The 21731-nt window shown below is 58.4% G+C and carries 19 protein-coding genes and 1 other annotated feature; of the genes, 18 read left to right on the top strand and 1 reads right to left on the bottom strand.

Annotated elements, in window-relative coordinates; translation table 11 throughout:
* The first annotated feature begins 3 nt into the window (after positions 1-3).
* The 12 genes from ACFFSY_RS06325 to leuS all read left to right on the top strand — a co-directional run bounded on the left by ACFFSY_RS06325 (position 4) and on the right by leuS (position 13158).
* Positions 4-1251: a DUF58 domain-containing protein gene (locus ACFFSY_RS06325; RefSeq protein ID WP_377491541.1), complete on the top strand. Its 1248-nt coding sequence runs from the start codon at positions 4-6 to the stop codon at positions 1249-1251.
* A complete protein-coding gene (locus ACFFSY_RS06320) occupies positions 1248-3494 on the top strand; it encodes a transglutaminase domain-containing protein (RefSeq protein WP_377491538.1) in 2247 nt (748 codons plus the stop codon). The genes ACFFSY_RS06325 and ACFFSY_RS06320 overlap by 4 nt, the downstream gene beginning before the upstream one ends.
* A gap of 393 nt (positions 3495-3887) precedes the next feature.
* The gene (locus ACFFSY_RS06315) at positions 3888-4460 is read left to right on the top strand and encodes a YqeG family HAD IIIA-type phosphatase (protein ID WP_377491609.1); all 573 of its coding nucleotides are present in this window, start codon (positions 3888-3890) and stop codon (positions 4458-4460) included.
* The gene (yqeH, locus tag ACFFSY_RS06310; protein WP_377491535.1) at positions 4457-5578 is read left to right on the top strand and encodes a ribosome biogenesis GTPase YqeH; all 1122 of its coding nucleotides are present in this window, start codon (positions 4457-4459) and stop codon (positions 5576-5578) included. The genes ACFFSY_RS06315 and yqeH overlap by 4 nt, the downstream gene beginning before the upstream one ends.
* 57 nt (positions 5579-5635) lie before the next feature.
* Entirely contained in the window at positions 5636-6532 is an 897-nt protein-coding gene (locus tag ACFFSY_RS06305) for a shikimate dehydrogenase (RefSeq protein ID WP_377491532.1), read from the top strand.
* 42 nt (positions 6533-6574) lie between these two features.
* A complete protein-coding gene (gene yhbY, locus ACFFSY_RS06300) occupies positions 6575-6865 on the top strand; it encodes a ribosome assembly RNA-binding protein YhbY (RefSeq protein WP_148928525.1) in 291 nt (96 codons plus the stop codon).
* 61 nt (positions 6866-6926) lie between these two features.
* Positions 6927-7520 carry a nicotinate-nucleotide adenylyltransferase gene (gene nadD, locus ACFFSY_RS06295; RefSeq protein WP_377491529.1) on the top strand — a complete coding sequence of 198 codons (594 nt, stop codon included), beginning with the start codon at positions 6927-6929 and terminating at the stop codon, positions 7518-7520.
* Positions 7510-8085, top strand: coding sequence for a bis(5'-nucleosyl)-tetraphosphatase (symmetrical) YqeK (yqeK, locus tag ACFFSY_RS06290; protein ID WP_377491526.1), 576 nt, complete (start codon positions 7510-7512; stop codon positions 8083-8085). The genes nadD and yqeK overlap by 11 nt, the downstream gene beginning before the upstream one ends.
* The gene (gene rsfS, locus ACFFSY_RS06285; protein ID WP_377491523.1) at positions 8082-8429 is read left to right on the top strand and encodes a ribosome silencing factor; all 348 of its coding nucleotides are present in this window, start codon (positions 8082-8084) and stop codon (positions 8427-8429) included. The genes yqeK and rsfS overlap by 4 nt, the downstream gene beginning before the upstream one ends.
* Entirely contained in the window at positions 8426-9328 is a 903-nt protein-coding gene (locus ACFFSY_RS06280; RefSeq protein ID WP_377491521.1) for a CvfB family protein, read from the top strand. Before rsfS ends, ACFFSY_RS06280 begins: the two co-directional genes overlap by 4 nt.
* A gap of 251 nt (positions 9329-9579) precedes the next feature.
* Positions 9580-10353: a class I SAM-dependent DNA methyltransferase gene (locus ACFFSY_RS06275; protein WP_377491606.1), complete on the top strand. Its 774-nt coding sequence runs from the start codon at positions 9580-9582 to the stop codon at positions 10351-10353.
* 67 nt (positions 10354-10420) lie between these two features.
* Positions 10421-10666, top strand: a binding site (T-box leader).
* Positions 10667-10716: 50 nt separating this feature from the next.
* The gene (gene leuS / locus ACFFSY_RS06270; RefSeq protein WP_377491518.1) at positions 10717-13158 is read left to right on the top strand and encodes a leucine--tRNA ligase; all 2442 of its coding nucleotides are present in this window, start codon (positions 10717-10719) and stop codon (positions 13156-13158) included.
* A 52-nt stretch (positions 13159-13210) separates the two neighbouring features.
* On the opposite strand, the gene comER is transcribed toward leuS, so the two are convergent.
* Positions 13211-14050 (bottom strand): late competence protein ComER, encoded by an 840-nt coding sequence (comER, locus tag ACFFSY_RS06265; RefSeq protein WP_377491515.1) that lies wholly within the window; start codon positions 14048-14050, stop codon positions 13211-13213.
* A gap of 281 nt (positions 14051-14331) precedes the next feature.
* Between comER and ACFFSY_RS06260 the strand changes: the two genes are divergently transcribed.
* The 6 genes from ACFFSY_RS06260 to ACFFSY_RS06235 all read left to right on the top strand — a co-directional run bounded on the left by ACFFSY_RS06260 (position 14332) and on the right by ACFFSY_RS06235 (position 21493).
* Positions 14332-14964, top strand: a complete 633-nt coding sequence (locus tag ACFFSY_RS06260; RefSeq protein WP_377491512.1) for a helix-hairpin-helix domain-containing protein — start codon at positions 14332-14334, stop codon at positions 14962-14964.
* 118 nt (positions 14965-15082) lie between these two features.
* On the top strand, positions 15083-15613 hold the full coding sequence (locus ACFFSY_RS06255) for a deoxycytidylate deaminase (RefSeq protein WP_377491509.1): 531 nt from the start codon (positions 15083-15085) through the stop codon (positions 15611-15613).
* Positions 15614-15704: 91 nt separating this feature from the next.
* The gene (locus ACFFSY_RS06250; RefSeq protein WP_377491506.1) at positions 15705-18440 is read left to right on the top strand and encodes a ComEC/Rec2 family competence protein; all 2736 of its coding nucleotides are present in this window, start codon (positions 15705-15707) and stop codon (positions 18438-18440) included.
* A 175-nt stretch (positions 18441-18615) separates the two neighbouring features.
* Positions 18616-19578 (top strand): D-2-hydroxyacid dehydrogenase, encoded by a 963-nt coding sequence (locus tag ACFFSY_RS06245; protein ID WP_377491503.1) that lies wholly within the window; start codon positions 18616-18618, stop codon positions 19576-19578.
* A 209-nt stretch (positions 19579-19787) separates the two neighbouring features.
* Complete coding sequence (locus ACFFSY_RS06240; RefSeq protein WP_377491500.1) at positions 19788-20336, top strand: RNA polymerase sigma factor; 549 nt, start codon at positions 19788-19790, stop codon at positions 20334-20336.
* Positions 20333-21493 (top strand): anti-sigma factor family protein, encoded by a 1161-nt coding sequence (locus ACFFSY_RS06235; RefSeq protein WP_377491497.1) that lies wholly within the window; start codon positions 20333-20335, stop codon positions 21491-21493. Before ACFFSY_RS06240 ends, ACFFSY_RS06235 begins: the two co-directional genes overlap by 4 nt.
* Positions 21494-21731: the final 238 nt, after the last annotated feature.

Here is a 21731-nt window from a genome sequence, read left to right as displayed (position 1 = left end):
CGTATGCTGACCTTTAGCCGCGCGCTCACCAGATGGCGGGTCATCGGCCTGCTGTACGTCTTCTCGCTGCTGTTCCTGCTTTTCCAAGGCGGGAAGACCTCGCTGATGTTATTTTGTATCTTCAATGTGCTATTAGCTTATTTGCTGCTTGGCCGCTTCAGCGGCATCGGGAACGTGATCGGCGAACGCAAGCTCCAGTTAGGCGGTCAATCCGCGGGCGGCGAGCGGGTGTTGTCCGCAGGCTCCAAGGTCGAGGTGACCCTAAACGTACAGCTGCCGGGTTTCTGGCCTGCGCCTTATGTGCTCGTCCGCGACCGGCTTGTTCGGCAGAACGGATCGGAGCTGCCGTTCGAAGCTTCGTTCGTCCCCAATTATAAACGGATGGGCGAAATATCCTATGCGACGCCGGCGCTGGAGAGAGGAATCTACCATTTCGCGCCGACGGTTTGCTCCACGTGTGATATTTTCGGCTTGTTCGAGCATACGGGAAGCTTCTTAAACGCCGAGCCGTTCAGCGTCTATCCGCAGACGGTGCCGATCCGCTACTGGCCGCAGCTTCGCACCGGGGCGAAAGGGCCTTACTCGACGTCCGCGACGCAGCGCGCCGCGAAGGAGACCACGCAGATTAACGGCGTGCGCGAATATATTTACGGCGATCGGCTGTCCCGCATTCATTGGAACGCGACCGCGCGTACGGGACAGTGGAAGTCCAAGGAGTTCGAGCGCGAGTCGCTGCCCCGCACGGTGTTCGTTCTAGACCGATACGGTGGCGCATACGCAAGCGGCGACGAATTCGAGCTCGCCGTATCGGTCGTGGCGTCCATCGCGCAATTCTCATTCCGCAGTTCGACGTCGATCGGGCTATTATCCGCCGGCGCGGCGAAGGAAGGCTTCTCGGCCAAAGCTTCGCCCGATCAGCTGGAGCTGATGATGAACCATTTCGTGCGCGTCCAGCCCGATGGCGCGACGCCGTTGTACCGGACGCTGCGTCAGGCGGATGCAATGCTGCCTCACGGCTCGTTCGCGGTGATCGTTTCCCCTCAAGGCGGCGAAGAGACGGTGCGTGCGATGGAGTGGTTGAACCGCCGGGGAGTCGTACCGATGCTGATTCATATCCGGGGCAAAGAACAGGCCCAGGGGAACGGGGCGAACCCGGAATGGCTGCGTCTGCTGCGCCGTAGCGGGTTTGGGGTCTATTCCGTCGCCAGCCTGCAGGAACTGCCAGCCGTGTTGGAGGGAGGAGGCCAATGAGAAACTCGACGCGCAAATTCGCTTCATACTTAACCGTTAACGGGTTCGAGCGACTCTCGTATCTGTTCGCAGCCAGCATCATTGCGCTATGGGTGCAATGTTTCGGGGATTGGTGGTGGGAAGAGACCTACGCCGTTATTTACGGGCAGCTTATCGCAATATCGCTGATCGCCTTGGCCGTGCCATGGAGAAGGCTTGCGATCCCGCTGCAGGCTGTCGCGTTGGTCGCCGTCAATCTGATCATGACCGATTTTCGCTGGATTTCGCCTTATCCGAAGGAGTTCGGTCCTGGCCGGATGCAGGCGTGGCTGTCCGATTTGACGGCCCCGCTCTTTCCTTTTTTGTGGCTCAGTCTCGGCGTATGGCTTATCGTGCTGGCATCGGTCGTACTGAGCAAGCGCAAATCAGGGCTTATTACCGTCGTCGGCGCTGCATTGCTGTCCCTGTCCGTGATCGACTCTTTATTTACGCCGATTTTCTTGTGGCAGGAAGTGGCGCTGATCATCACGATCGGACTGCTCTGGCTGGTGGCTAGCCACTTCGAGCAGTTCAGGCAGAAGCATCCGGATAGCTGGCAGGATCTGCTGAGTTATCCGCTTGGCCTAGTCGCTTCCGTCGTGCTGATTATCGGGCTTGTCATGGGTGCGGGGGTATTCGTGCCTTCCATCGACCCGATCGTCAAGGACCCGTATACGGCGTGGAAAGAATCGCGCGGCGAAGCAGTCCCTTCGATGATCGGCGACAAGATCGGCATCGAGACGGTCGCCAAGAAAGGCGACAGTCGCTCGGGCTATGGCCGCAATGACACCGCCCTTGGCAGCGGCTTTACGTTCGACTACTCGCCCGTGATGGAGGTCACGACGAACCATCGGAGCTACTGGCGCGGGGAGACAAAGGCGTTATACTCCGGCAAAGGCTGGGAGGATGCCAGAGGCGAGCGCGAAGAACCGACCGTCACGGGCATCCAGGCTGACCAAGTGCTTGCCAGCGGACGGCCGGAAGGGCTGAAGACAACTCGAATTTCCCAGACGGTCACGATGCAGAGGAAGGACAAATTCCCGGTGCTGTTCGGCGCCGGCCCGATCTCTTCGATTGTCATGGTCGGGGAGGAAGGTAAGCCGCTGCCGCGTCTTCGCTGGCTGCCGCAATCATGGGAGCTGCGGTTGGTTGGAAAGACGGAGACGATCCAATATCCGCAGACGTATTCCATCGTCTCGGATGTCACCCTGCTTGACGAGGAGGCGCTTCGGAGCATCCCGAGCGGCGCTGGCGCCGGCAGCGTGAGCGCCATGTACCTGCAGCTGCCGGATACGCTGCCGGAGCGTGTGCGTACGCTTGCGGCGGATATTACGCGCGATCAGGCGTCGGCTTACGATAAGGTCAAAGCGATCGAGGCGTACCTCCAAAGCAACTTTACCTATAATAATGAGCCGGATCTTACCAACCGAACGAGCGAAGATCTGGTTGACGGCTTCCTGTTCCAAATGAAGGAAGGCTACTGTGATTACTTCTCGACTTCGATGGCAGTCATGGTTCGCACGTTGGGCATTCCTGCGCGCTGGGTCAAAGGGTATTCGCCGGGTACGCTGCCGGTCGATCCGTCCATGGCTGGCTTCCGCGGAGAAGAGATGGAATTCATCAATCCGGAGGGCGAGGGCACGTATACGGTCCGCAACTCCGACGCGCATTCTTGGGTCGAAGTCTACTTCCCCGGCTACGGCTGGCTTCCGTTCGAGCCGACGACCGGCTTTAGTTACCCATACGTGCTGCCGGAAGACGCGCCTGAACCCGCTCCGGTCGAGCTGCCCGCTGATCTTGCGACCACTCCGGTTGTAACGGCGCCGGAAGCGGAGACGTCTTCTGCGTGGGGAACCGTTGCCTTGATTGCAGGTGCCATTATTCTTGTAGCGGCGGGGGCGTTCATTCTGTTCCGTTTCCGCAAATCGGTGCCGCTGTGGCCAACTCGCGGAAATCGCTACAAGAACGCGAACGAGCGAGTCGTCCGAGAGACAGAGCGGCTGCTTCGCTTCTGCCGCCGCAAAGGATTCGACCGCATCGAGCACGAGACGATGCGCGAGACGATGGATCGCTGGTCGTCCCGATTCTCGAGCCTGCAGCCCGAATTCCGCCGTGTGCAGTCCGCGTTCGAGAAGGCGAAATACAGCGCGATGGCGATGACGGAGGACGATGTATCCCGCTTCGAGCAGGATGCCAAGTCGATCCGCGAACGGTTGTCTTCCTAATTTTATGGCAAACGGATTCCGTTTTTTTGCGTGCAGCCGAATCGCGACAGAACCTCCCTTGTGATGGCAAGGGAGGTTCTTTGTATTTCTTCGGAACGAAACAGCATCCGCCGCCAAGGTTGGCGAATGCTGTTTCGCCTTGAAATACAAGCCTATATGAATTGCACGCTGATACAGGCATCTTGTTTTTCTTCGGAACGAAACAACATCCGCCGCCAAGGTTGGCGAATGCTGTTTCGCCTTGAAATACAAGCCTAGATTAATTGCACATTAATATAGGCAACTTGTATTTCTTCGGAACGAAACAGCATTCGCCGCCAAGACTGGCGAATGCTGTTTCGCCTTGCATAACACGGTTTTGACGGGTGCAGACAAGTTTTGCATGCTCTTCCGATTGTATGGTATAGTTTCGGGTATAGCGATAGCAGGGGAGTCGAAACCATGTTTGAACGGCTGTTGCCGCATATGCGCGTCAAAACCATTTACGATATTGATCTGCATGCGCTGAAGGAACAGGGCATGAAAGGCATTATTACGGATTTGGACAATACTTTGGTCGGCGCCAAAGTACCGCTAGCCACGCCGGAGCTGGTCAAGTGGCTGGACGTCGTCCGGGATTTGGGCTTCAAGGTCGTCATCGTCTCGAACAACAACGAAACGCGCGTGTCGAAATTCGCGGTGCCGCTGAACATTCCGTTCATTCACGCCGCCCGCAAGCCGTGGAACCGAGCTTTCAAATCAGCGCTGGTGGTGCTGGATTTGCCGGCCGAGCAGACGGCCGTCATCGGCGACCAAATGATGACAGACGTGCTCGGCGGCAAGCGGATGGGATTGTTCACGATTCTCGTCCACGCGATATCGCCGGCGGACGAGGGCATCATGACGCGTTTCAACCGCTTGCTCGAGCGGGTTGCGCTGTCCAGGCTGCGCAAAAAAGGGCTATGGCCCGAGGAGGATCGCAAGTGACGAAATTGCAACAAGAAACAAGCAGATGCGCCGGATGCGGCGTTCCACTGCAAACGGAGACGGCGAGTAAACCGGGCTACGTGCCGGAAGCCGCGCTCCAGAAGGAGCCTGTGATCTGTCAGCGCTGCTTCCGGATTAAGAATTACAACGAGGCGGCTTCGGTCGCGATTGATCAGGACGACTTTCTCAGGCTGCTTGGCGGCATCGCCGCTACGGACAGCCTTGTTGTGCATATCGTCGATCTGTTCGACTTCGAGGGGAGCATCATTCCAGGCTTGCAGCGCTTCGTCGGGAACAATCCGGTGATGCTCGTGGTGAACAAGATCGACCTGCTGCCTAGAGGGATCAACACGAACCGGCTGCGCAACTGGGTGCAGAAGCAGGCTAAGGCGCAGGGCATTAAGCTGATGGATATCGTCCTATGCAGCGCCAAGCGCGGCACTGGCTTCGAATATGTCATCGAATCGCTCGCGAAGCATCGGGGAGACCGGGACGTCTACGTCGTCGGCGCGACGAACGTTGGCAAGTCGACGCTGATCAATCGGCTTATCCGCGATTACTCCGATCTGGAGCGGGAGCTGACGACGTCGCGTTATCCCGGCACGACGCTGGATGCCGTTCATATCCCGCTTGACGACGGCCATGATATTATCGATACGCCGGGCATTGTATACCAGCACCGGATGACGGAGATCGTGCCGCGGAACGTGCTGCAGGCCGTCCTGCCCGAGAAGGAAATCAAGCCGGTCGTCTATCAGCTCAACGCGCAGCAGACGCTGTTCATCGGCGCGCTGGCCCGATTCGACTTCGTCGAAGGCGATCGCCAGTCGTTCACCTTCTACGTCGCGGGCGGGCTGAACCTGCACCGGACGAAGCTGGAGCGTGCGGACGAGCTGTTCGCGGAGCACAAAGGCGTGCTGCTTGCTCCGCCGAGCGCGGAGCAGCTGGAGGAGATGCCGGCTTGGACCAGACACCGTCTGACCGTTAAACGCGGCTCTGAGGTGGACGTGTTCATCTCCGGTCTCGGCTGGATTCATGTGAACAGCCAAGTTGGCGCGCTCATCGACGTTCATGCGCCGAAGGGCGTGCGCGTCCTGCTCCGTGACGCGTTGATCTAGACGAAGCGTTGCGTCATAGTTCGGCATTCTTATTAACGCATGGGAGCGTGAACGGATTTGTTGGGGAACGAAGATAGAACCGTATACGACGGCAATGTCGTCGACAGCCATACGGTGCTGTACAGCGTGATCGGCGACCCGATTCGGCACTCGAAGTCGCCGATCATGATGAACCGAGCCTTCCGTGAAACCGGCTTGAACGGCGTCTATACAGCTTTTCACGTTAAGAGCGACCGGCTCGGCGATTTCGCCGCAGGGGTCCGGGCGATGGGCATACGCGGGGTAAATGTCACGATTCCGCACAAACTCGATATTATGGACCATCTCGATATAATCGACGAGAGCGCCCGGATCATCGGGGCGGTCAATACGATCGTGAATGACGAGGGTAAGCTGACCGGTTACAATACCGACGGATTGGGTTACGTGCGTTCGCTCAAGGAAGAAGCAGAGCCTGATTTGGCCGGCAAACGGGTGCTGATCGTCGGCGCGGGAGGCGCGACGCGCGGCATTCTGTACGCGCTGACCAAGGAGGGCGTTCGCGACGTGACGGTGGCCAATCGGACTGCCGCCCGCGCCGAGGAACTGGCGGAGCTCTTTCGCGGCCGGGCCGATATCCGGACCGCCGCGCTCGATCGGCTGCCGGTTCTGTGCGGCGAAGCGGATATCGTGATCAACACGACATCGATCGGCATGTTCCCGAACGCGGACGAATCGCCGGTCGAGGCGAGTTGGCTGCGGCCGGGGGCGATTGCAAGCGACCTCATCTATAATCCGTTGAAGACGAAGTTTCTGGCGGAGGCACAAGAGCGGGGGCTGCGCATACACGGCGGACTCGGCATGTTTATTTATCAAGGCGCCTACGCGTTCGAATATTGGACGGGCGTAGACGCGCCGGTCACGGCGATGCGCCAGGCCGTGCTCGAAGCGCTGGGTGCCAGGGCGAACGGCTAGCGGTAAGCAAGTTTTTATTAACGGAAAGAAGGAATCCAGCACATGTTGACAGGCAAACAAAAGCGTTTTTTGCGCTCGCAGGCGCATCATTTGAACCCGATTTTCCAAGTCGGCAAAGGCGGCGCCAACGATAATTTGGTGCGTCACGTCGTCGAAGCGATCGAAGTACGAGAGCTAATCAAAGTTTCGGTGCTCAATAATTCGACCGAAGATCCCAAGGAAGTCGGGCAATGGATCGCGGACGAAGCCGGCGCCGAGCTCGTGCAGGTGATCGGCAAGACGATCGTCCTTTACAAAGAATCCAAAGAGAATAAAACGATCGAGCTGCCATAAGCTTGACTAGGCGCGTTTGTGCAAGGGCGCGCGCCGCTTCGCCAAGGGAGGCTTACCGAATATGAGGAAAGTCGGCATAATGGGCGGCACGTTCGATCCGATCCATGTCGGCCATCTGATCGCCGCGCAATCCGCGCTCGACGAAGCCGGGCTCGACGAGGTGTGGTTCGTCCCCTCCTACGCGCCTCCGCTTAAGGATCATGAACCGGGTGCGGACAGCTTGGCCAGACTAGAGATGACGATGCTCGCGACCGAGCCGGAACCGCGCTTTCGCGTGCTAGATATGGAGCTTAAACGCGGCGGCGTGAGCTATTCCATCGACACGGTACAGGAACTTGCCTCGAAGTATCCGCAGGTTGAGTTCGCCTATATTATCGGCTCCGACCGAGTGAACGACTTGGCGAAGTGGCATCGGATCGAGGAGCTGGCGAGTGTGGTCCGGTTTATCGGATTGGAGCGTCCAGGACAGCCGCTGCCGGATCCGTCGGCATTGCCTCCTTTCCTGCTGGGGAGGGTCGAGTTCGCGGCGATGCCGCACATCGATATTTCGTCCACCGACATTCGAGTGCGGGCGTCGTCGGGACGATCGATTCGGTATTACGTGCCGGATGGCGTATATTTTTATATCCAAAGGAACGGTCTCTATGAATCGTAAAACGATGATGGAAAAAGTAAGCGCCGAGATGCCGGCGAAACGCTGGGTGCATACCTTGGGCGTAATGGAGACGGCGGTCATCCTGGCCGAACGATTCGGGGCGGACTCGGACAAAGCCGATCAAGCCGCCATTCTCCACGATGTGGCCAAATATTGGCCAACTGCCCGGATGGAGACGATTATTCGCGAGCAGGGGATGCCGGAGGAGCTGCTGCAGTTCGACAAGGAGCTGTGGCATGCGCCGGTCGGCGCGTTCGTCGCGGAACGGGACTATGGCATTACGGACATCGAGGTGCTCGATGCGGTCCGCTTCCATACGTCTGGCCGGGAGCGGATGACGCTGCTGGACAAAATCGTCTGCCTGGCCGATTATATGGAGCCTGGCCGGGATTTTCCCGGCGTGCATAAAATTCGCGAATTAGCCGAGCATAGTGTGGAGAAAGCGCTGATTGCCGGATTCGATTCGACGATTTCGTATTTGCTGGCTCAAGGGAAGCGGATTTTCCCGCTGACGGTGGCCGCACGCAATGATTTAATCTTACAATTACGGGAGGCTGAGCTATGACAGTTAACGCAGATGAATTGATGCGAATCGTCGTCGCGGCGGCGGAAGACAAGAAAGCGCACCAAATCGTGGCGCTCGATTTGAAAGGTATTTCGCTGGTGGCGGACTATTTCGTCATCTGCCACGGCAATTCGGACACGCAGGTCCAGGCGATCATGACGGAGATCCGCAAGCGCGCTCACGAGAAAGGCGTTAACCTGCGCGGCATTGAAGGCGCGGATCAAGGGCGTTGGGTGCTCGTGGACATCGGCGACGTCGTCGTGCACGTATTCCATCGCGACGAGCGCGAATATTACAACATCGAACGGCTCTGGTCTGACGCGAAGGTTGTGGAATTCGCATGACGCTAGTCGCGGGAGAGTTCGCGAAATTGAGGGTGGCACGCGAAGTGTCGCCCTTCGGTTATTTTTTGACAGATGGGACAAGCGAGGTGCTGCTGCATTACACGGAGCTGGTCGGTAAGAAGCCGAAGCCTGATGCGGAGCTTGACGTCTTCTTGTTCTATGATACGGAAGACCGGCTTGCGGCGACGATGCACAAGCCGCTTATTAAGCTAGGCGAGATCGCCAGGCTCGCGGTAGCGGATACGCATCCGCGTATCGGTGCATTTCTGGAGATCGGGCTCGGCCGACAGCTGCTGCTTCCGCTCTCGGAGCAGCCGGAGCTGAAGACGCTTCGTCCGCAGCCGGGCGACGAGGTGTTCGTCAAGCTGACTCACGACAAAATCGGACGGCTGGTCGCGAATGTCGCGACGGAAGAAGATTTGTCCGAACTGACGTTCCGCGCGCCCGAATCCTGGAAGAACAACTGGGTGGAAGGCTGGGTCACGAAGACGCTGAAGATCGGCTCGTTCGTGCTGATCGACGGCGGCGTGCTCGGCTTCGGGGCCTACGGGTTCATTCCGGCAGAGGATCGCACCCAGCCGCTGCGCATGGGCGAGCGCGTCTCGGCGCGCGTGACGTTCGTCCGTGAGGACGGCCGCGTGAATTTGTCGATGTCGCAGCGGAAGGAAGTCGGACGCGTGGAAGACGCCGACCGGATTTTGGAATTTCTGAAATCGCGTCCGGCAGGATCGATGCCATATTCAGATGAGACGCCAGCGGACGTGATCAAGCAGAAGTTCGGCATTAGCAAGTCCGCGTTCAAGCGCGCGATGGGCAAACTGATGCGCGAGGGGCTTGTCACGCAGGAGGGCAACTGGACGAAACTGAAGGCTGAAGACGCATCGCAAGCGGAGAACTAAAGGCATCTGAACGGAGCCGGGAAGTCCGAGAAGGATTCCCGGCTTTTTTGTGTTTCTGCATTTGGGTGCGGTGAGGAGGGCGTGGCATGATGATACGGGGCATCGCTGCTCCAGTAGCCGATTTAGGACGAAAAATTATGGCCGCCGATCCGCCGAGTTTGGAACCTCCGGATGGTCGCATGCAATCCAATCCGCCGCAATGGTATAATGGAGCGATCAAGATAACTACGGACGAAGTAGGAGAGAACAACATGCAGGCATATGGGCAATTTGCGTTCGTTTACGACCGGTTGATGGAAGAGATGCCGTACCCGGATTGGATCCGGTTCGCGCGCGAAGCGTGGAGCAGGCTGGGAGAGCCGGACATCGTCGCGGATTTGGGCTGTGGAACAGGCAGCATCGCGATCCCGCTCGCACAGGCAGGCAAGCGGGTGTATGCGATTGACCTCGCCGCGGACATGCTGACTGTTGGCCGGGACAAGTGGGAGTCGCTGCCCCAGCGCGCGCTGCCCGCGGATGCCGGCTCCATTCAATGGCTGCAGCAGGACATGCGCGAATGGGAGGCGCCCGAGGCGGTCGATGCCGCCATTTCCTTCTGCGATTGCGTCAATTACTTGACGGAGCCGGAGGAGGTGGAGGATGCGTTCCGGGCGACGTGGGCGGCGCTTAAGCCCGGCGGGACGTTCTTGTTCGACGTGCACGCGCCGATACAGCTCGCACGCTATGCCGAGGAGCAGCCGTTCACATTGAACGAGCGGGACGTGGCGTACATTTGGACAAGCGATTACGATGAAGATCGAATGGAGATCGAGCACGAGCTGACCATTTTCGCCCGGGACGGGGAGGCGGAGGACGCGAAATACGTCCGCATCGAGGAGACGCACGTTCAACGAGCGTATGACCGATATTGGCTGCAGGACGCGCTTCACGCGGCGGGTTTCTCTAAGGTCGAATGCTACGCGGATTTTGCGTTCGAGGCGCCGGATCCGGGGAGCGAACGGCTGTTTTTCGTATGCGTCAAATAGTGTACGGAAGCGCGTGGCTTGACAGGCGAGCCGTCGCTTCTTTATAATCGAACTAACCATTTTTATGTAATGGGCGTCGATAAGGAGCAGTAGCTTCATACGGCTGGTTCAGAGAGACGGCGGGTGGTGAGAGCCGTACCAGCAGGGGAGCGAACTCGCCTTGGAGCCGCATGCGCATTCAGCCGTTCTTCCGGGAGCGTCTGACGAAGCATGCCGTATCATCTGCGTTAAAGATGTCGAGTGAGCGGGAAGCCTTCGGGCCGATTCGCTAACTAGGGTGGTACCACGGGAATTTCAACCTCTCGTCCCTAGCGTTATACGCTTGGGCGGGAGGTTTTTTATGTTGATCAGGAGGGACTAGTCATGGCACAAGAACGACAAGAGCAGCAAGGCTACAATCCCCAGTCTATCGAGCCAAAATGGCAGAAGTTCTGGGACGAGAACAAGACATTCGCAACGACCGAGGATGCGGGCAAACCGAAATTTTACGCCCTCGATATGTTCCCTTATCCGTCCGGTGCGGGCCTGCACGTCGGCCATCCGGAAGGTTACACGGCGACTGATATCGTCTCCCGCTATAAGCGGATGCGCGGGTATAACGTCCTGCACCCGATGGGGTGGGACGCGTTCGGCCTTCCGGCCGAGCAGCACGCGCTCGATACGGGCGAGCATCCGCGCGACATTACGGTGAAGAACATCAACAACTTCCGCCGTCAGATCAAATCGCTCGGCTTCTCGTACGACTGGGACCGTGAATTCAGCACGACCGATCCGGATTATTACAAATGGACGCAGTGGATTTTCATCCAACTGTATAAGAAAGGTCTTGCCTATGTGGCCGAAGTTCCGGTCAACTGGTGTCCGGCGCTCGGCACAGTGCTCGCGAACGAAGAGGTCATCAATGGTCTTAGCGAGCGCGGCAACCATCCCGTTATCCGCAAGCCGATGCGCCAATGGGTGCTGAAGATCACCGAGTACGCCGATCGCCTGCTGGACGATCTGGAAGAGCTGGACTGGTCGGAGAGCATCAAGGATATGCAGCGCAACTGGATCGGCAAATCCAAAGGGGCGGAAGTCACGTTCGCCATCGATGGGCACGAGGACGCGCTCGTCGTGTTCACGACGCGGCCGGATACGCTGTTCGGCGCCACGTACTGCGTGCTCGCGCCGGAGCATGAGCTGGTCGCGAAGATTGCGACCGCCGATCAGTCGGATGCCGTGAAGGCATATCAGGAGAAGGCTTCGCATAAGAGCGATCTGGAGCGGACCGATCTGGCGAAGGAGAAGACGGGCGTCTTCACTGGCGCTTACGCGGTCAATCCGGTCAGCGGCGAGAAGGTGCCGATCTGGATCGCGGATTACGTGCTTGCGGGATATGGCACGGGCGCGATCATGGCGGTTCCAGGCCACGACCAGCGCGACTGGGAGTTCGCGAAGCAGTTCGATCTGCCGATCGTGGAGGTTGTCCAAGGCGGCGACGTGGAGAACGAAGCGTATGCGGGCGACGGTCCTCACGTCAATTCGGAATTCCTGAACGGCTTGAACAACGAAGCGGCGATCGCGGCGATGATCGAGAAGCTGGAAGCCTCCGGCAGCGGCAAAGGCAAAGTCACCTACCGTCTGCGCGACTGGCTATTCAGCCGTCAGCGTTATTGGGGCGAGCCGATCCCGATTCTGCACCTGGAGGACGGCACGATGAAGCCGGTTCCGGAAGACCAGCTGCCGCTGTTGCTGCCGGATGTAGATCAAATCAAGCCATCGGGCACGGGCGAATCGCCGCTGGCGAACGTGACGGAGTGGGTGGAGACCATCGATCCGGAGACGGGCATGAAGGCCCGCCGCGAGACGAATACGATGCCGCAATGGGCCGGCAGCTGCTGGTATTACCTGCGTTTCATCGATCCGCACAACGACAAGGAAATCTGCTCGCCGGAGAAGCAGAAGGAATGGCTGCCGGTCGACCTGTACATCGGCGGCGCCGAGCATGCCGTGCTTCACCTGCTGTATGCGCGCTTCTGGCATAAAGTACTGTACGATCTGGGCGTCGTGGCGACGAAGGAGCCGTTCCACAAGCTCGTCAACCAAGGGATGATCCTCGGCACGAACAACGAGAAAATGTCCAAATCGCGCGGCAACGTCATCAATCCGGACGATATCGTGGGCGAGTTCGGTGCGGATACGCTCCGGATGTACGAAATGTTCATGGGGCCGCTGGAGGCGACGAAGCCATGGAACACGAACGGCGTCGAAGGAATGCACCGCTTCCTGGCCCGCGTATGGCGTCTATTCATCAATGAGGACGGCACGGTCAGCGCCAAGATCGGCGCAGGCGAGACGACGGACGCGTTCAAGCGCGTATGGCACCGCACGGTGAAGAAAATTACCGACGACTACGAACATCTGCGCTTTAACACGGCGATCAGCCAGCTTATGATTTTCGTCAACGAAGCGTATAAGACGGACGTACTTCCGCGTGAAGCGATGGAGCATTTCGTTCAGCTGCTCTCGCCGCTTGCACCGCATATCGCTGAAGAGCTGTGGGAGAAGCTCGGCGGCGACGGTTCGATCACATTCGTCGCTTGGCCGACGTATGACGAGGCTTGGACGATCGACGCCGAAGTCGAGATCGTCGTGCAAGTGAACGGCAAAATTATGGACCGCATCTCGATCGCGGCCGACACGAACGAAGCCGACATGGAGCAGCTCGCCAAGCAGTCCGAGAAAGTAGCCGAGGCGATCGCAGGCAAGACAATCCGCAAAGTCATCGCGGTGAAAGGCAAGCTCGTCAATATCGTCGCGAACTAACGCGGCGGATGAAGGATAAAGAGGTGAATGGCAGCTTAACGCAAAGCATGCGTTAGGTGTCGTTCACCTCTTTGCCGTATAAAAGGTCGTGTACGACGATGAGATCCTCCTCGTATTTGGCATGCGTGGCGCGGACAACCCCGTTAAATACGTCATCGAGCTCCTTATGCAGCAGCGTAAGCGCTTTGGCGGTAATGCCGCCCGGCACGGCGACGCGCTGTTGGAGCTGCTCAGGCGTCATGTTGCCCTCGGTCAGCAGTTTGCCGGTGCCGTGCAGCATGACGCTTGCGATGGCAGTTGCTTGGGTGCGGTCGATGCCGGCCTCTTCGACGGCGGCGTCGATAAACTTCTGCAGGACGAAAGCCATGAACGCCGGACCGCAGCTGGATAGATCGGAGACGATGCGCGTATGGCGCTCATCGATCTCGAGTGGATCGCTAATAGACGAGAGCAGGTCCAGCAGCCGATTGCGGTCGCTCGGCTCGACGCGGGTGCCGAACATGCACAGTGTCGCGCCTTCGTGCACGAAATTGGTAATGCTGGGGATAACCTTGGCGATTTTGCAGGGCAGACAATCCTCCAGCTGGTTCAGAAGAACAGGGCTGGTGATCGAGACGAGCAGCTGATTCGGCTGAAGGGCGGGACGAATCTCGTCGATGACCTTCTTATATTCGTGCGGCTTGACGCATAGAAAAATAATGTCGCGCCCTGAAGCCGCTTCGGCGTTCGAGGGTACGGCATTGAGCCCCGGATGCCGGACGGCTAGCGAGACCGCCTTGGCGAACGTCCGGTTGCTGACTGTAATCTGGGACGGGTCCAGCGCTTTCGTCGCGACGAAAGCGTCGATGAGCAGGCTGCCCATGCTCCCGACTCCGATAAATCCGATGTTCATGGATATCGACCTCCTTAAGGTGTTTCGCGTAAGCGAAACACAGCATCGAAAGCATAAGCTTGGTGTTTCGCGTAAGCGAAACATAGCATCGAAAGCATAAGCTTGGTGTTTCGCGTAAGCGAAACACAGCATCGAAAGCATAAGCTTGGTGTTTCGCGTAAGCGAAACACAGCATTTTTCCAAAACCCATGGGCGGCTCTTACTACCGTATGCCGAGCGGCTCGGCCAACATGACGCCGATTTACAAATAGAACCAAATTATCGTAAAGGAGAGGGTAACGATGAAAGCACTGCGGTCAACGAAAGGGAGCAGTCTATTGATCATCGTCTTGCTGCTGATCGGCGCAAGTCTGATGATCGGCGCTTGGAGCGAAACGAAAGCATCCCCGCCGACAGGGTGGACGGATGTAAGCCAGGAGGTCGAGGCGGCGTTGGAGTCTCCAGCGGATGGCTCGGGCACTGCTGCCGTTGGCAAGGACAACGGCAATAACACCGTCCATAACGCCGACAAGACGAAGGGGAGCGGCCAACCGGTAGAGGCTGGGGCAGTCGGCTCGAACCAGGCGACGACGGGGGGTGGATCGCAGGAAGCCGGTGAAGTGACAGCAGGCGGAGCGAATCCAGAATCCGCAGGCGCGGAGTCGAAGGCGAGTACGGTCCCCGCGGAAATAACCCCAGCGTATGATTCATCCGACGCTAAGACGGCGGCAGCGGAAGGAAAGCTGGACATCAATCGCGCTTCGGCGGAAGAGCTGGACGCGCTGCCGGGCATCGGGGCGGCCAAAGCGAAGGCGATCGTGGTCGAGCGGGAAGCCGGCGGAGCCTTCGGTTCGGCGGACGATTTGCTTCGCGTGAAAGGCATCGGTCCGAAATTGTTGGCGAAGCTGAAACCGCACGTTGTCGCATTACCGTAATTGTGCGACAATAGAAGGCAAATTACAGGCGGCCACGGAATTTGGCGTATGGTGAAGAATGGTAACGTGCGATCAATGACGAATGGCTGAGCCTGCGGGAGAGAAGGAGAAAGTCAAGATGGAAACGTTCGTCCAGGATCCGGCGCGCAAGGATTGGGATACCTATTTCATGGATATCGCCTATATGGTGTCAACCCGTTCGCGCTGTTCGCGCAGACACGTGGGCGCGCTGCTGGTCCAAGGCAAGAAGCTGCTTGGCACGGCTTATAACGGAGCGCCGATGGGAGTCGCCGATTGCTCGGAAGCAGGCTGCATGATCGTGGAAGAATACGAACTGAAGCTGGTCGAGGGCGTCGAGCAGGTGACCAAGAAGCAGCGCTGCATCCGTACGATTCACGCCGAGCAAAATTTGCTGTTGTTCACCGATCGGATCGACCGCGAAGGCTCGACGGTGTATGTGACGGATCAGCCTTGCTGGACATGCGCGAATATGCTGGCGAACAGCGGGGTGAAGGAGATCGTCTACCACCGCTCTTATCCGAAAGACAGCGAGAAAGTGATTAAGCTGATGGAACAGAAGGGCATTGCCTTTCGCAGACTGGACGCTTATGAACCGCCGCCTCAATGCGGCGTGAACGTGATCTCATAATCAGGCTTGGGGGAAGAACCTCTGAATGGACGCCGATAGGGCGTGTTCAGGGGTTCTTTTTATTGGCAAGGCGTAAGAGGAGGGACAACCTATGAACCGTCCTATTGTTTGGTTTACCGTTTGTTGGATTTTGGGAAGTGCAGCGGCCGCCGAATTAACGGCTGCGGGTGTTGCCATGGCCGGAATCGCGCTGGCCGTACTGTTGCCCGCCTTGTTTGGCTTTAACCGGCGAGGCATTACGGTGGCGCTGCTGTGCGTCTGTGCTTTCGCGGCGGCCGGAGCGCACATGATGTGGGAGGATGCCGGCAACGAGACGAATTTGACCGTTCCTGAACAAGCGTCGGAGATATCCGCCGACATAGCTGGCATGCTCGTCTCGGCCGTCGAGGTGGACGGTGATCGGGCGCAGTTCACCTTGCGGACCGACCAAATCACCTTGCAAGGCGAGAAGCAGGCGCGCGCGATGGCGGGAGAGCGGATGCTCGTGCAAGTGAAGCTGGCCGAGGAATCGGAGCTGCGGACGTCCGCGGCTTGGAAGCGTGGTCAGCGCATGCGGATTAGCGGCGTCTTGAGCAAGCCTGTCGGCGCGACGAATTTCGGGGGCTTCGATTACGCCGTCTACTTGAAGCGGCAGCGTATTCATTGGGTGGCGGCCGTACAAGGCGCCTCCGCCGTCCAGACGGAAGACCGAAGGCTGGACTCGGCTGCAGCTTGGCTGGGCGTCGTTGATGGCATACGGGCGACGATGGCGTCCAAAATGAAAGAGTTGTACCCTGGCGAGCAGGGCGGCTATATGCAGGGGCTTGTGCTCGGCATCGGCGACGAGCTGGACCCGGACCGGTTTCGGCAGTTCAGCCAGCTGGGGTTGACGCATATTCTGGCGATCTCCGGTCTTCATGTCGCGGTGTACTTATATTTACTGAGCGTCGTTCTGCGATTATTTCGCCTGACGCGGGAACGGCTGCAGACAACGCTGATTGCCGCAGTACCGCTATATGTGCTCATGTCCGGTTGTTCGCCGTCCGTCGTGCGTGCGGGTCTCATGGCCATGCTGGGACTTGCGGCCGCGCGCTTCGGCAAGCTGAAGGACGGGCTCCACTTGCTTGCCGCGGCGGCACTGCTCATGCTGATCTGGGACCCTTATTTGCTCTATAATGTCGGATTTCAGCTGTCGTTCTTGGTGACGGCAGGGCTGATCGTTTTTGTGCCGCCCGCTCGCAAGCTTCTGCCGGCAGGCGGAAAGCTAGGCTGGCTGCATGATGCCGTGACCGTGACGATTGTGGCGCAGGCGGCCTCCTTCCCGCTCAGCATCTACTATTTCAACCAGTTCAATTGGCTGTCGCTCCCGGCGAATTTGGTGCTCGTGCCGTTCATCAGCTTCATCGTCATGCCGCTTGGCGGGGCTTCGCTTTTGATCGCCGCGTTTTGGCAGCCGGCCGGGGTACTGCTAGCCGCAGCGGCAAGAGCGGCCAATGCGGCGACGTTCGCGGGCATCGACCGGCTGAGCGAGTGGACGTTCGGGAGAATGATTTGGGCAACGCCGCCGATCTGGTGGATTATTCTCTACTACTTGGCGTTATACGCGCTGCTTCGAACGGCATCCAGACAGAAGCAGAAGGCTTCGGGCCAAGTCGTTCCTGCAGACGTTGGCGACGCCGCGGAGGAAGAGAACGATAACCGGGAGGCCTCAACCATTGAAATAAGCCGACGCACCGAGTATCCGGTACACAACTCGCGAGCAGCCGCGGCTATGGAGACGTTGCCGCTTTCGTCCGCTCCCGGAAATCCCCAACCTGATCTCGGCACCGGCTTGCAGAGCTCATTCGGCGGTCGCGTGATGCGCTGGCAATCTTACGCCGCCGCAGCCGTCTTCGCCCTGCTGTTATGGTGGGCGTATAACCCGCTGTGGAACGACAAGGCCGGCGTTGTCAGCTTTCTCGATGTCGGACAAGGCGATGCCGTGCTGATTCGTACGGCTGCGGGCAGACACGTGCTGGTCGATGGCGGAGGCACCGTCCGCTTCCGGAAGGAAGGCGACAGCTGGAGGGTGCGGCGCGATCCGTACGAGGTCGGGCGCAAAACCGTCGTGCCGCTGCTTTATAAGCGGGGCGTTCATGAGCTGGATCTGCTGGTCATTTCACATTTGGACAGCGACCACATTGGAGGACTGAAGGCCGTCGTCGAAAGTCTGCCGATCAAGGCGGTGTTGTGGAACGGGACGCTGAAAGAATCCGCCGATGCGGTGGCGCTTCTGCAGCAATTGGCCCAATTGGACATACCGATGTATCGGGCGTCCTTGAACAGCGAGCTTCGACTGGACCCGGCGTCCTCCATTCGAATCGTCAGCGCGGAGGAACAGGCAGAGGGGCTTCCGGAGAACCCCGCTCCGCTGGCGGAGGAACAGAACGGGAGGAGCGTCGCCATGGTTGTCCGGCTGCACGAGCGTACCTTTCTTCTGGCAGGGGATGCCGAAACGGAGCAGGAAGAACGGATCATCCATCGGTTAATCGGCAGCGCCGATACCGCACTTGGTCAGGATACGACTGCACGGGCCGGCATTGACGTTATGAAAGCATCGCATCACGGGTCCAAAACATCGACATCGCCTGGTTGGCTCGCCTATTGGAAACCAAAGGCAGCCGTTATTTCGGCGGGTCGCAACAATTCGTATGGTCATCCGCATCCGAGCGTTCTGCAGCGTCTGGAAGGGGCGGATATTCCAGTTCTGCGAACCGATCTGGGCGGTGAAATTCAATGGCGGGCGCTGCCGAATGGCAAGCTATCCTACCGATCCAGACTACCGGAAGTTCGTGCCGCCGCTGATTGACAGGCTATCGCAAGGCATGCTAAAGTGGCAGTACTAATTGGAGCAACCTCGAGGTGGACAGCCTCGCCGACCCAACCACTGGAGGCAAGAAATCCGCTGCACGCACGGATCTTTCAAGCCTCTTTTTTTCATGCGCGGGGCGGAATTAAACGCGGTTTGGGGGAGGATGGAACGTATGGGGAAAATCGTTGTCGTCAATCCTGTTAAGGAGAGTCATGTGCGGCAAATCCGCGAACAAGCGCCAGACTGGGAAGTCATCGCCAGTGAAGAACGGTTCGGTCAAGAACAGCTTCGCGCGCATTTGAACGGGGCGGAGATCGTCGTCGGGTGGAACCGGACGGTAGAAGAAGCAGTCTCGGATTCGACCTCCAAGATCCGCTGGGTACAGCATTGGGGGGCAGGCGTCGAGCATTTGCCGCTCGCGCTCTTGAAGGAGAAGGGCATACGGCTGACGAACGCGACGGGCGTACACGCCGCCCCGATCTCGGAGACGATCCTCGGGTTGATGCTGGCGTTCGCGAGGGATTTGCATACCGCCATACGCAGCCAAGCCAGGCGCAGCTGGGGCTCGTACGGCGAGCTAGGCGAAATCCACGGCAAGACGCTCGGCATTCTCGGCGTCGGCGCGATCGGCGAAGAGACCGCCCGCATCGCCAAAGCGTTCCAGATGCGCGTGCTGGGGGTACGGCGCTCCGGCCTCCCTGCAGCAGGCGTTGATCGCATGTATGGCATGGACGGACTGCATGATGTGCTCCGCGAAAGCGACTTCGTCGTCAATTGCCTGCCGCATACGACGGAGACGGAGCATATGATGGACCGCGAGGCATTCGCAGCTATGAAGCCGACGGCGTATTACATCAATATCGGCCGAGGGAAGACGACGGATACCGCGGCGCTGCTAGAAGCGCTCACGGCCGGGAGGCTTGCGGGAGCGGGTTTGGACGTGTTCGAAGAGGAGCCGCTGCCAGCCGACCATCCGCTGTGGGGGCTGGACAATGTCATCGTTACGCCGCATAACGCGGGCAGCACGTACCGGTACACGGATCGGCTCATCGACATTTTTACCGCAAACTTAGCACAGTATGCGCAGGGGCTCGAGCCAGCGATAAACGAGGTCGAGCTGTCGCTCGGGTATTAGAGCACGAGCCTTTTGACGGGCGAGGTGCTAGCGCGCAAGGGGCGAATGCCTTGGAGTATACGGTTTCATTCTTTTCTGATATCCTAAAGGTTGGGAATTAGGCACATAGCCCGTCCCAACCTTAAATTTTTTTAAAGACAATTATCATTGCACTGCAACTTATTTACCGTCCTTTCCGTCAGAAAGGGTGCAAGAGAGGGGGATCCTTCGTGGTAGAGCCCGGCCTTATCAAAGCCGCGCAAGCGGGCGACAGCGACGCTCTTATATCTCTATTGCGAGAGATTGAAAACCATGTTTACCGGACAGCCTACTATATATTGAATAATGAGCAGGATGCGATGGATGCAGCCCAAGAGGCGCTCATCCGCATTTATACCAAAATCGGATCCTACGAAGAGAAGGCTCAGTTCAAGACGTGGGTGCAGCGAATCGTGACGAATATCTGCATCGATAAGTTCCGCCGGACGAAACCGACCGTTTCGATCGAGGAACACGAAATGGTCTTTCGAGATACGCACAGCGTCGAGGAAGAAGTTCTTTCAACATACGCGAGCGAAGATATTCGCAACGCGATCGATAAATTGCCCGAGCACCACCGTGCGGTCGTCGTGCTCCGGTATTTGCAGGATTTCTCATATAACGAGATAGCCGACTCGCTCGACCTGCCGTTAAACACGGTCAAATCCTATTTATTCCGGGCAAGACAACAGCTCCAAACTTACTTACACGATTATCAGAAAGGTGGTGTCCGAGGATGAATTGTCAAGAGGTGATGGATGACATGCAAAGACAGCTTGACGGCGATCTTGATGACCTTGAAAGCGAAGCCTTGATGACTCATTTGCGGCATTGCCCGGATTGCGCGGCCATGTTCGAGCGTCTTCAGCTGCTGTCGAGCGGATTGGAAAATTTGCCGAAAGTAACGCCGCCATATAGTTTGGTCGATGCGATCCTGCCTCGTCTGCCGCAGATCGCGGCGGTGACGGATGAGATGCCGGCTGCATCTGCGGTCGAAGAGGCGCCGGCTATTCCGGACGAGTTGACGGAGCGCCGCGCCAAGCGAACGCGCAGCTGGACGGACAGCTACGCGGTGCGCGCGCTCGGCGGCGTAGTCGCCGCAGCCGTCGTGGCAGGGCTGTTCATGGTGACGTATTCGCCGAGCGGATCCGGATCCATGGACGATAGCGCGAATACCGCGCAATACGCGGCCGACGCTGCAGATGCTGGCGAGAGCGCTGCAGCAGAGAAGAGCACGGTCGCCCCTTCGATGCTGAAGGCGGATGAAGCGCCGCAGGAGAAAGCCATCGCATCTTCGGCCAACGAAGACGCAACTGGCAGCGCGCAGCCGCAGGCCGATCCGCCGGAAGAACTTTCCCGTTCGATCGACGCAGGGGATGATGCAGCTCCAGCGCAAGGCGACGGCGGCGGGACAGCCCAAGGGCTCGCGGAAGGCGGCTCAGAACCTGTCGTTAGAAGCCAGACGCCCAATCAAGTGATCGAGGTTCCGTCCGACGCGGCAGCGGGCTCGAACAGTTCGGAAGGCGCTGATTTGGACACGAAGGATACGGGTAAACAGCAAGACGCGGCGGATGCGGGCGTTCAGGCGCTCGAGGAGGAAGGGACGGACCCGAACAAGAAAATGGGCATTACCTCCATGTCGGAGGCTGCCTTGCTCCAATCGCCGGACGGCGTCTATTCCGCCAGCATCGAGCAGAATGTGCTGACCATCTTCCTCAGCGCGGACGATCGGTTCGTGCTGAGCACGGACGCAGCGCCGGGCGGCATCCGGATCGTCGAGTGGGCGAGCGATAGCGAGTCTCTGACGTACGAAGCAACCGCCAAGGATGGCACCAAGAAGACGTACCGCATTGACCTCGTCAAAGAAACGATTACGCCTTTGCAGAATACGCCATAACCCGCTATAAACTGACGCACTGGATGCACACTTTACGTGATACTTGCGTATACTGGATTATCGATACTACGTCAGAGGGCGATGCCTTAACGTCGTATGACCATTCGCGGCCCAGTACCATGGGCTGGACGTCGCGGAATGTTTATATAGATGTTCAGGGACAAAGGGATGAAGCTGCACGTCACGCTTCATCCCTTTGTCGCGTTCGCAAGCGGGTGCACGCGGGATGCCGCCATGG

It is taken from the genome of Paenibacillus aurantiacus (genome assembly GCF_042431225.1).
Taxonomy (GTDB): Bacteria; Bacillota; Bacilli; order Paenibacillales; family Paenibacillaceae; genus Paenibacillus_Z; species Paenibacillus_Z aurantiacus.
The sequence above is the reverse complement of the archived record's forward strand: the minus strand, read 5'-3'. Positions and strand labels throughout refer to the sequence as shown.

What these genes read in the sequence shown, in the direction of transcription:
- comER (WP_377491515.1), bottom strand. Translation starts at nt 14,050, where the DNA reads ATGAACATCGGATTTATCGGAGTCGGGAGCATGGGCAGCCTGCTCATC.
- yqeK (WP_377491526.1), top strand. Translation starts at nt 7,510, where the DNA reads ATGAATCGTAAAACGATGATGGAAAAAGTAAGCGCCGAGATGCCGGCG.
- ACFFSY_RS06275 (WP_377491606.1), top strand. Translation starts at nt 9,580, where the DNA reads ATGCAGGCATATGGGCAATTTGCGTTCGTTTACGACCGGTTGATGGAA.
- ACFFSY_RS06255 (WP_377491509.1), top strand. Translation starts at nt 15,083, where the DNA reads ATGGAAACGTTCGTCCAGGATCCGGCGCGCAAGGATTGGGATACCTAT.
- ACFFSY_RS06280 (WP_377491521.1), top strand. Translation starts at nt 8,426, where the DNA reads ATGACGCTAGTCGCGGGAGAGTTCGCGAAATTGAGGGTGGCACGCGAA.
- ACFFSY_RS06250 (WP_377491506.1), top strand. Translation starts at nt 15,705, where the DNA reads ATGAACCGTCCTATTGTTTGGTTTACCGTTTGTTGGATTTTGGGAAGT.
- ACFFSY_RS06320 (WP_377491538.1), top strand. Translation starts at nt 1,248, where the DNA reads ATGAGAAACTCGACGCGCAAATTCGCTTCATACTTAACCGTTAACGGG.
- ACFFSY_RS06235 (WP_377491497.1), top strand. Translation starts at nt 20,333, where the DNA reads ATGAATTGTCAAGAGGTGATGGATGACATGCAAAGACAGCTTGACGGC.
- rsfS (WP_377491523.1), top strand. Translation starts at nt 8,082, where the DNA reads ATGACAGTTAACGCAGATGAATTGATGCGAATCGTCGTCGCGGCGGCG.
- ACFFSY_RS06325 (WP_377491541.1), top strand. Translation starts at nt 4, where the DNA reads ATGCTGACCTTTAGCCGCGCGCTCACCAGATGGCGGGTCATCGGCCTG.
- ACFFSY_RS06245 (WP_377491503.1), top strand. Translation starts at nt 18,616, where the DNA reads ATGGGGAAAATCGTTGTCGTCAATCCTGTTAAGGAGAGTCATGTGCGG.
- nadD (WP_377491529.1), top strand. Translation starts at nt 6,927, where the DNA reads ATGAGGAAAGTCGGCATAATGGGCGGCACGTTCGATCCGATCCATGTC.
- yhbY (WP_148928525.1), top strand. Translation starts at nt 6,575, where the DNA reads ATGTTGACAGGCAAACAAAAGCGTTTTTTGCGCTCGCAGGCGCATCAT.
- leuS (WP_377491518.1), top strand. Translation starts at nt 10,717, where the DNA reads ATGGCACAAGAACGACAAGAGCAGCAAGGCTACAATCCCCAGTCTATC.
- ACFFSY_RS06260 (WP_377491512.1), top strand. Translation starts at nt 14,332, where the DNA reads ATGAAAGCACTGCGGTCAACGAAAGGGAGCAGTCTATTGATCATCGTC.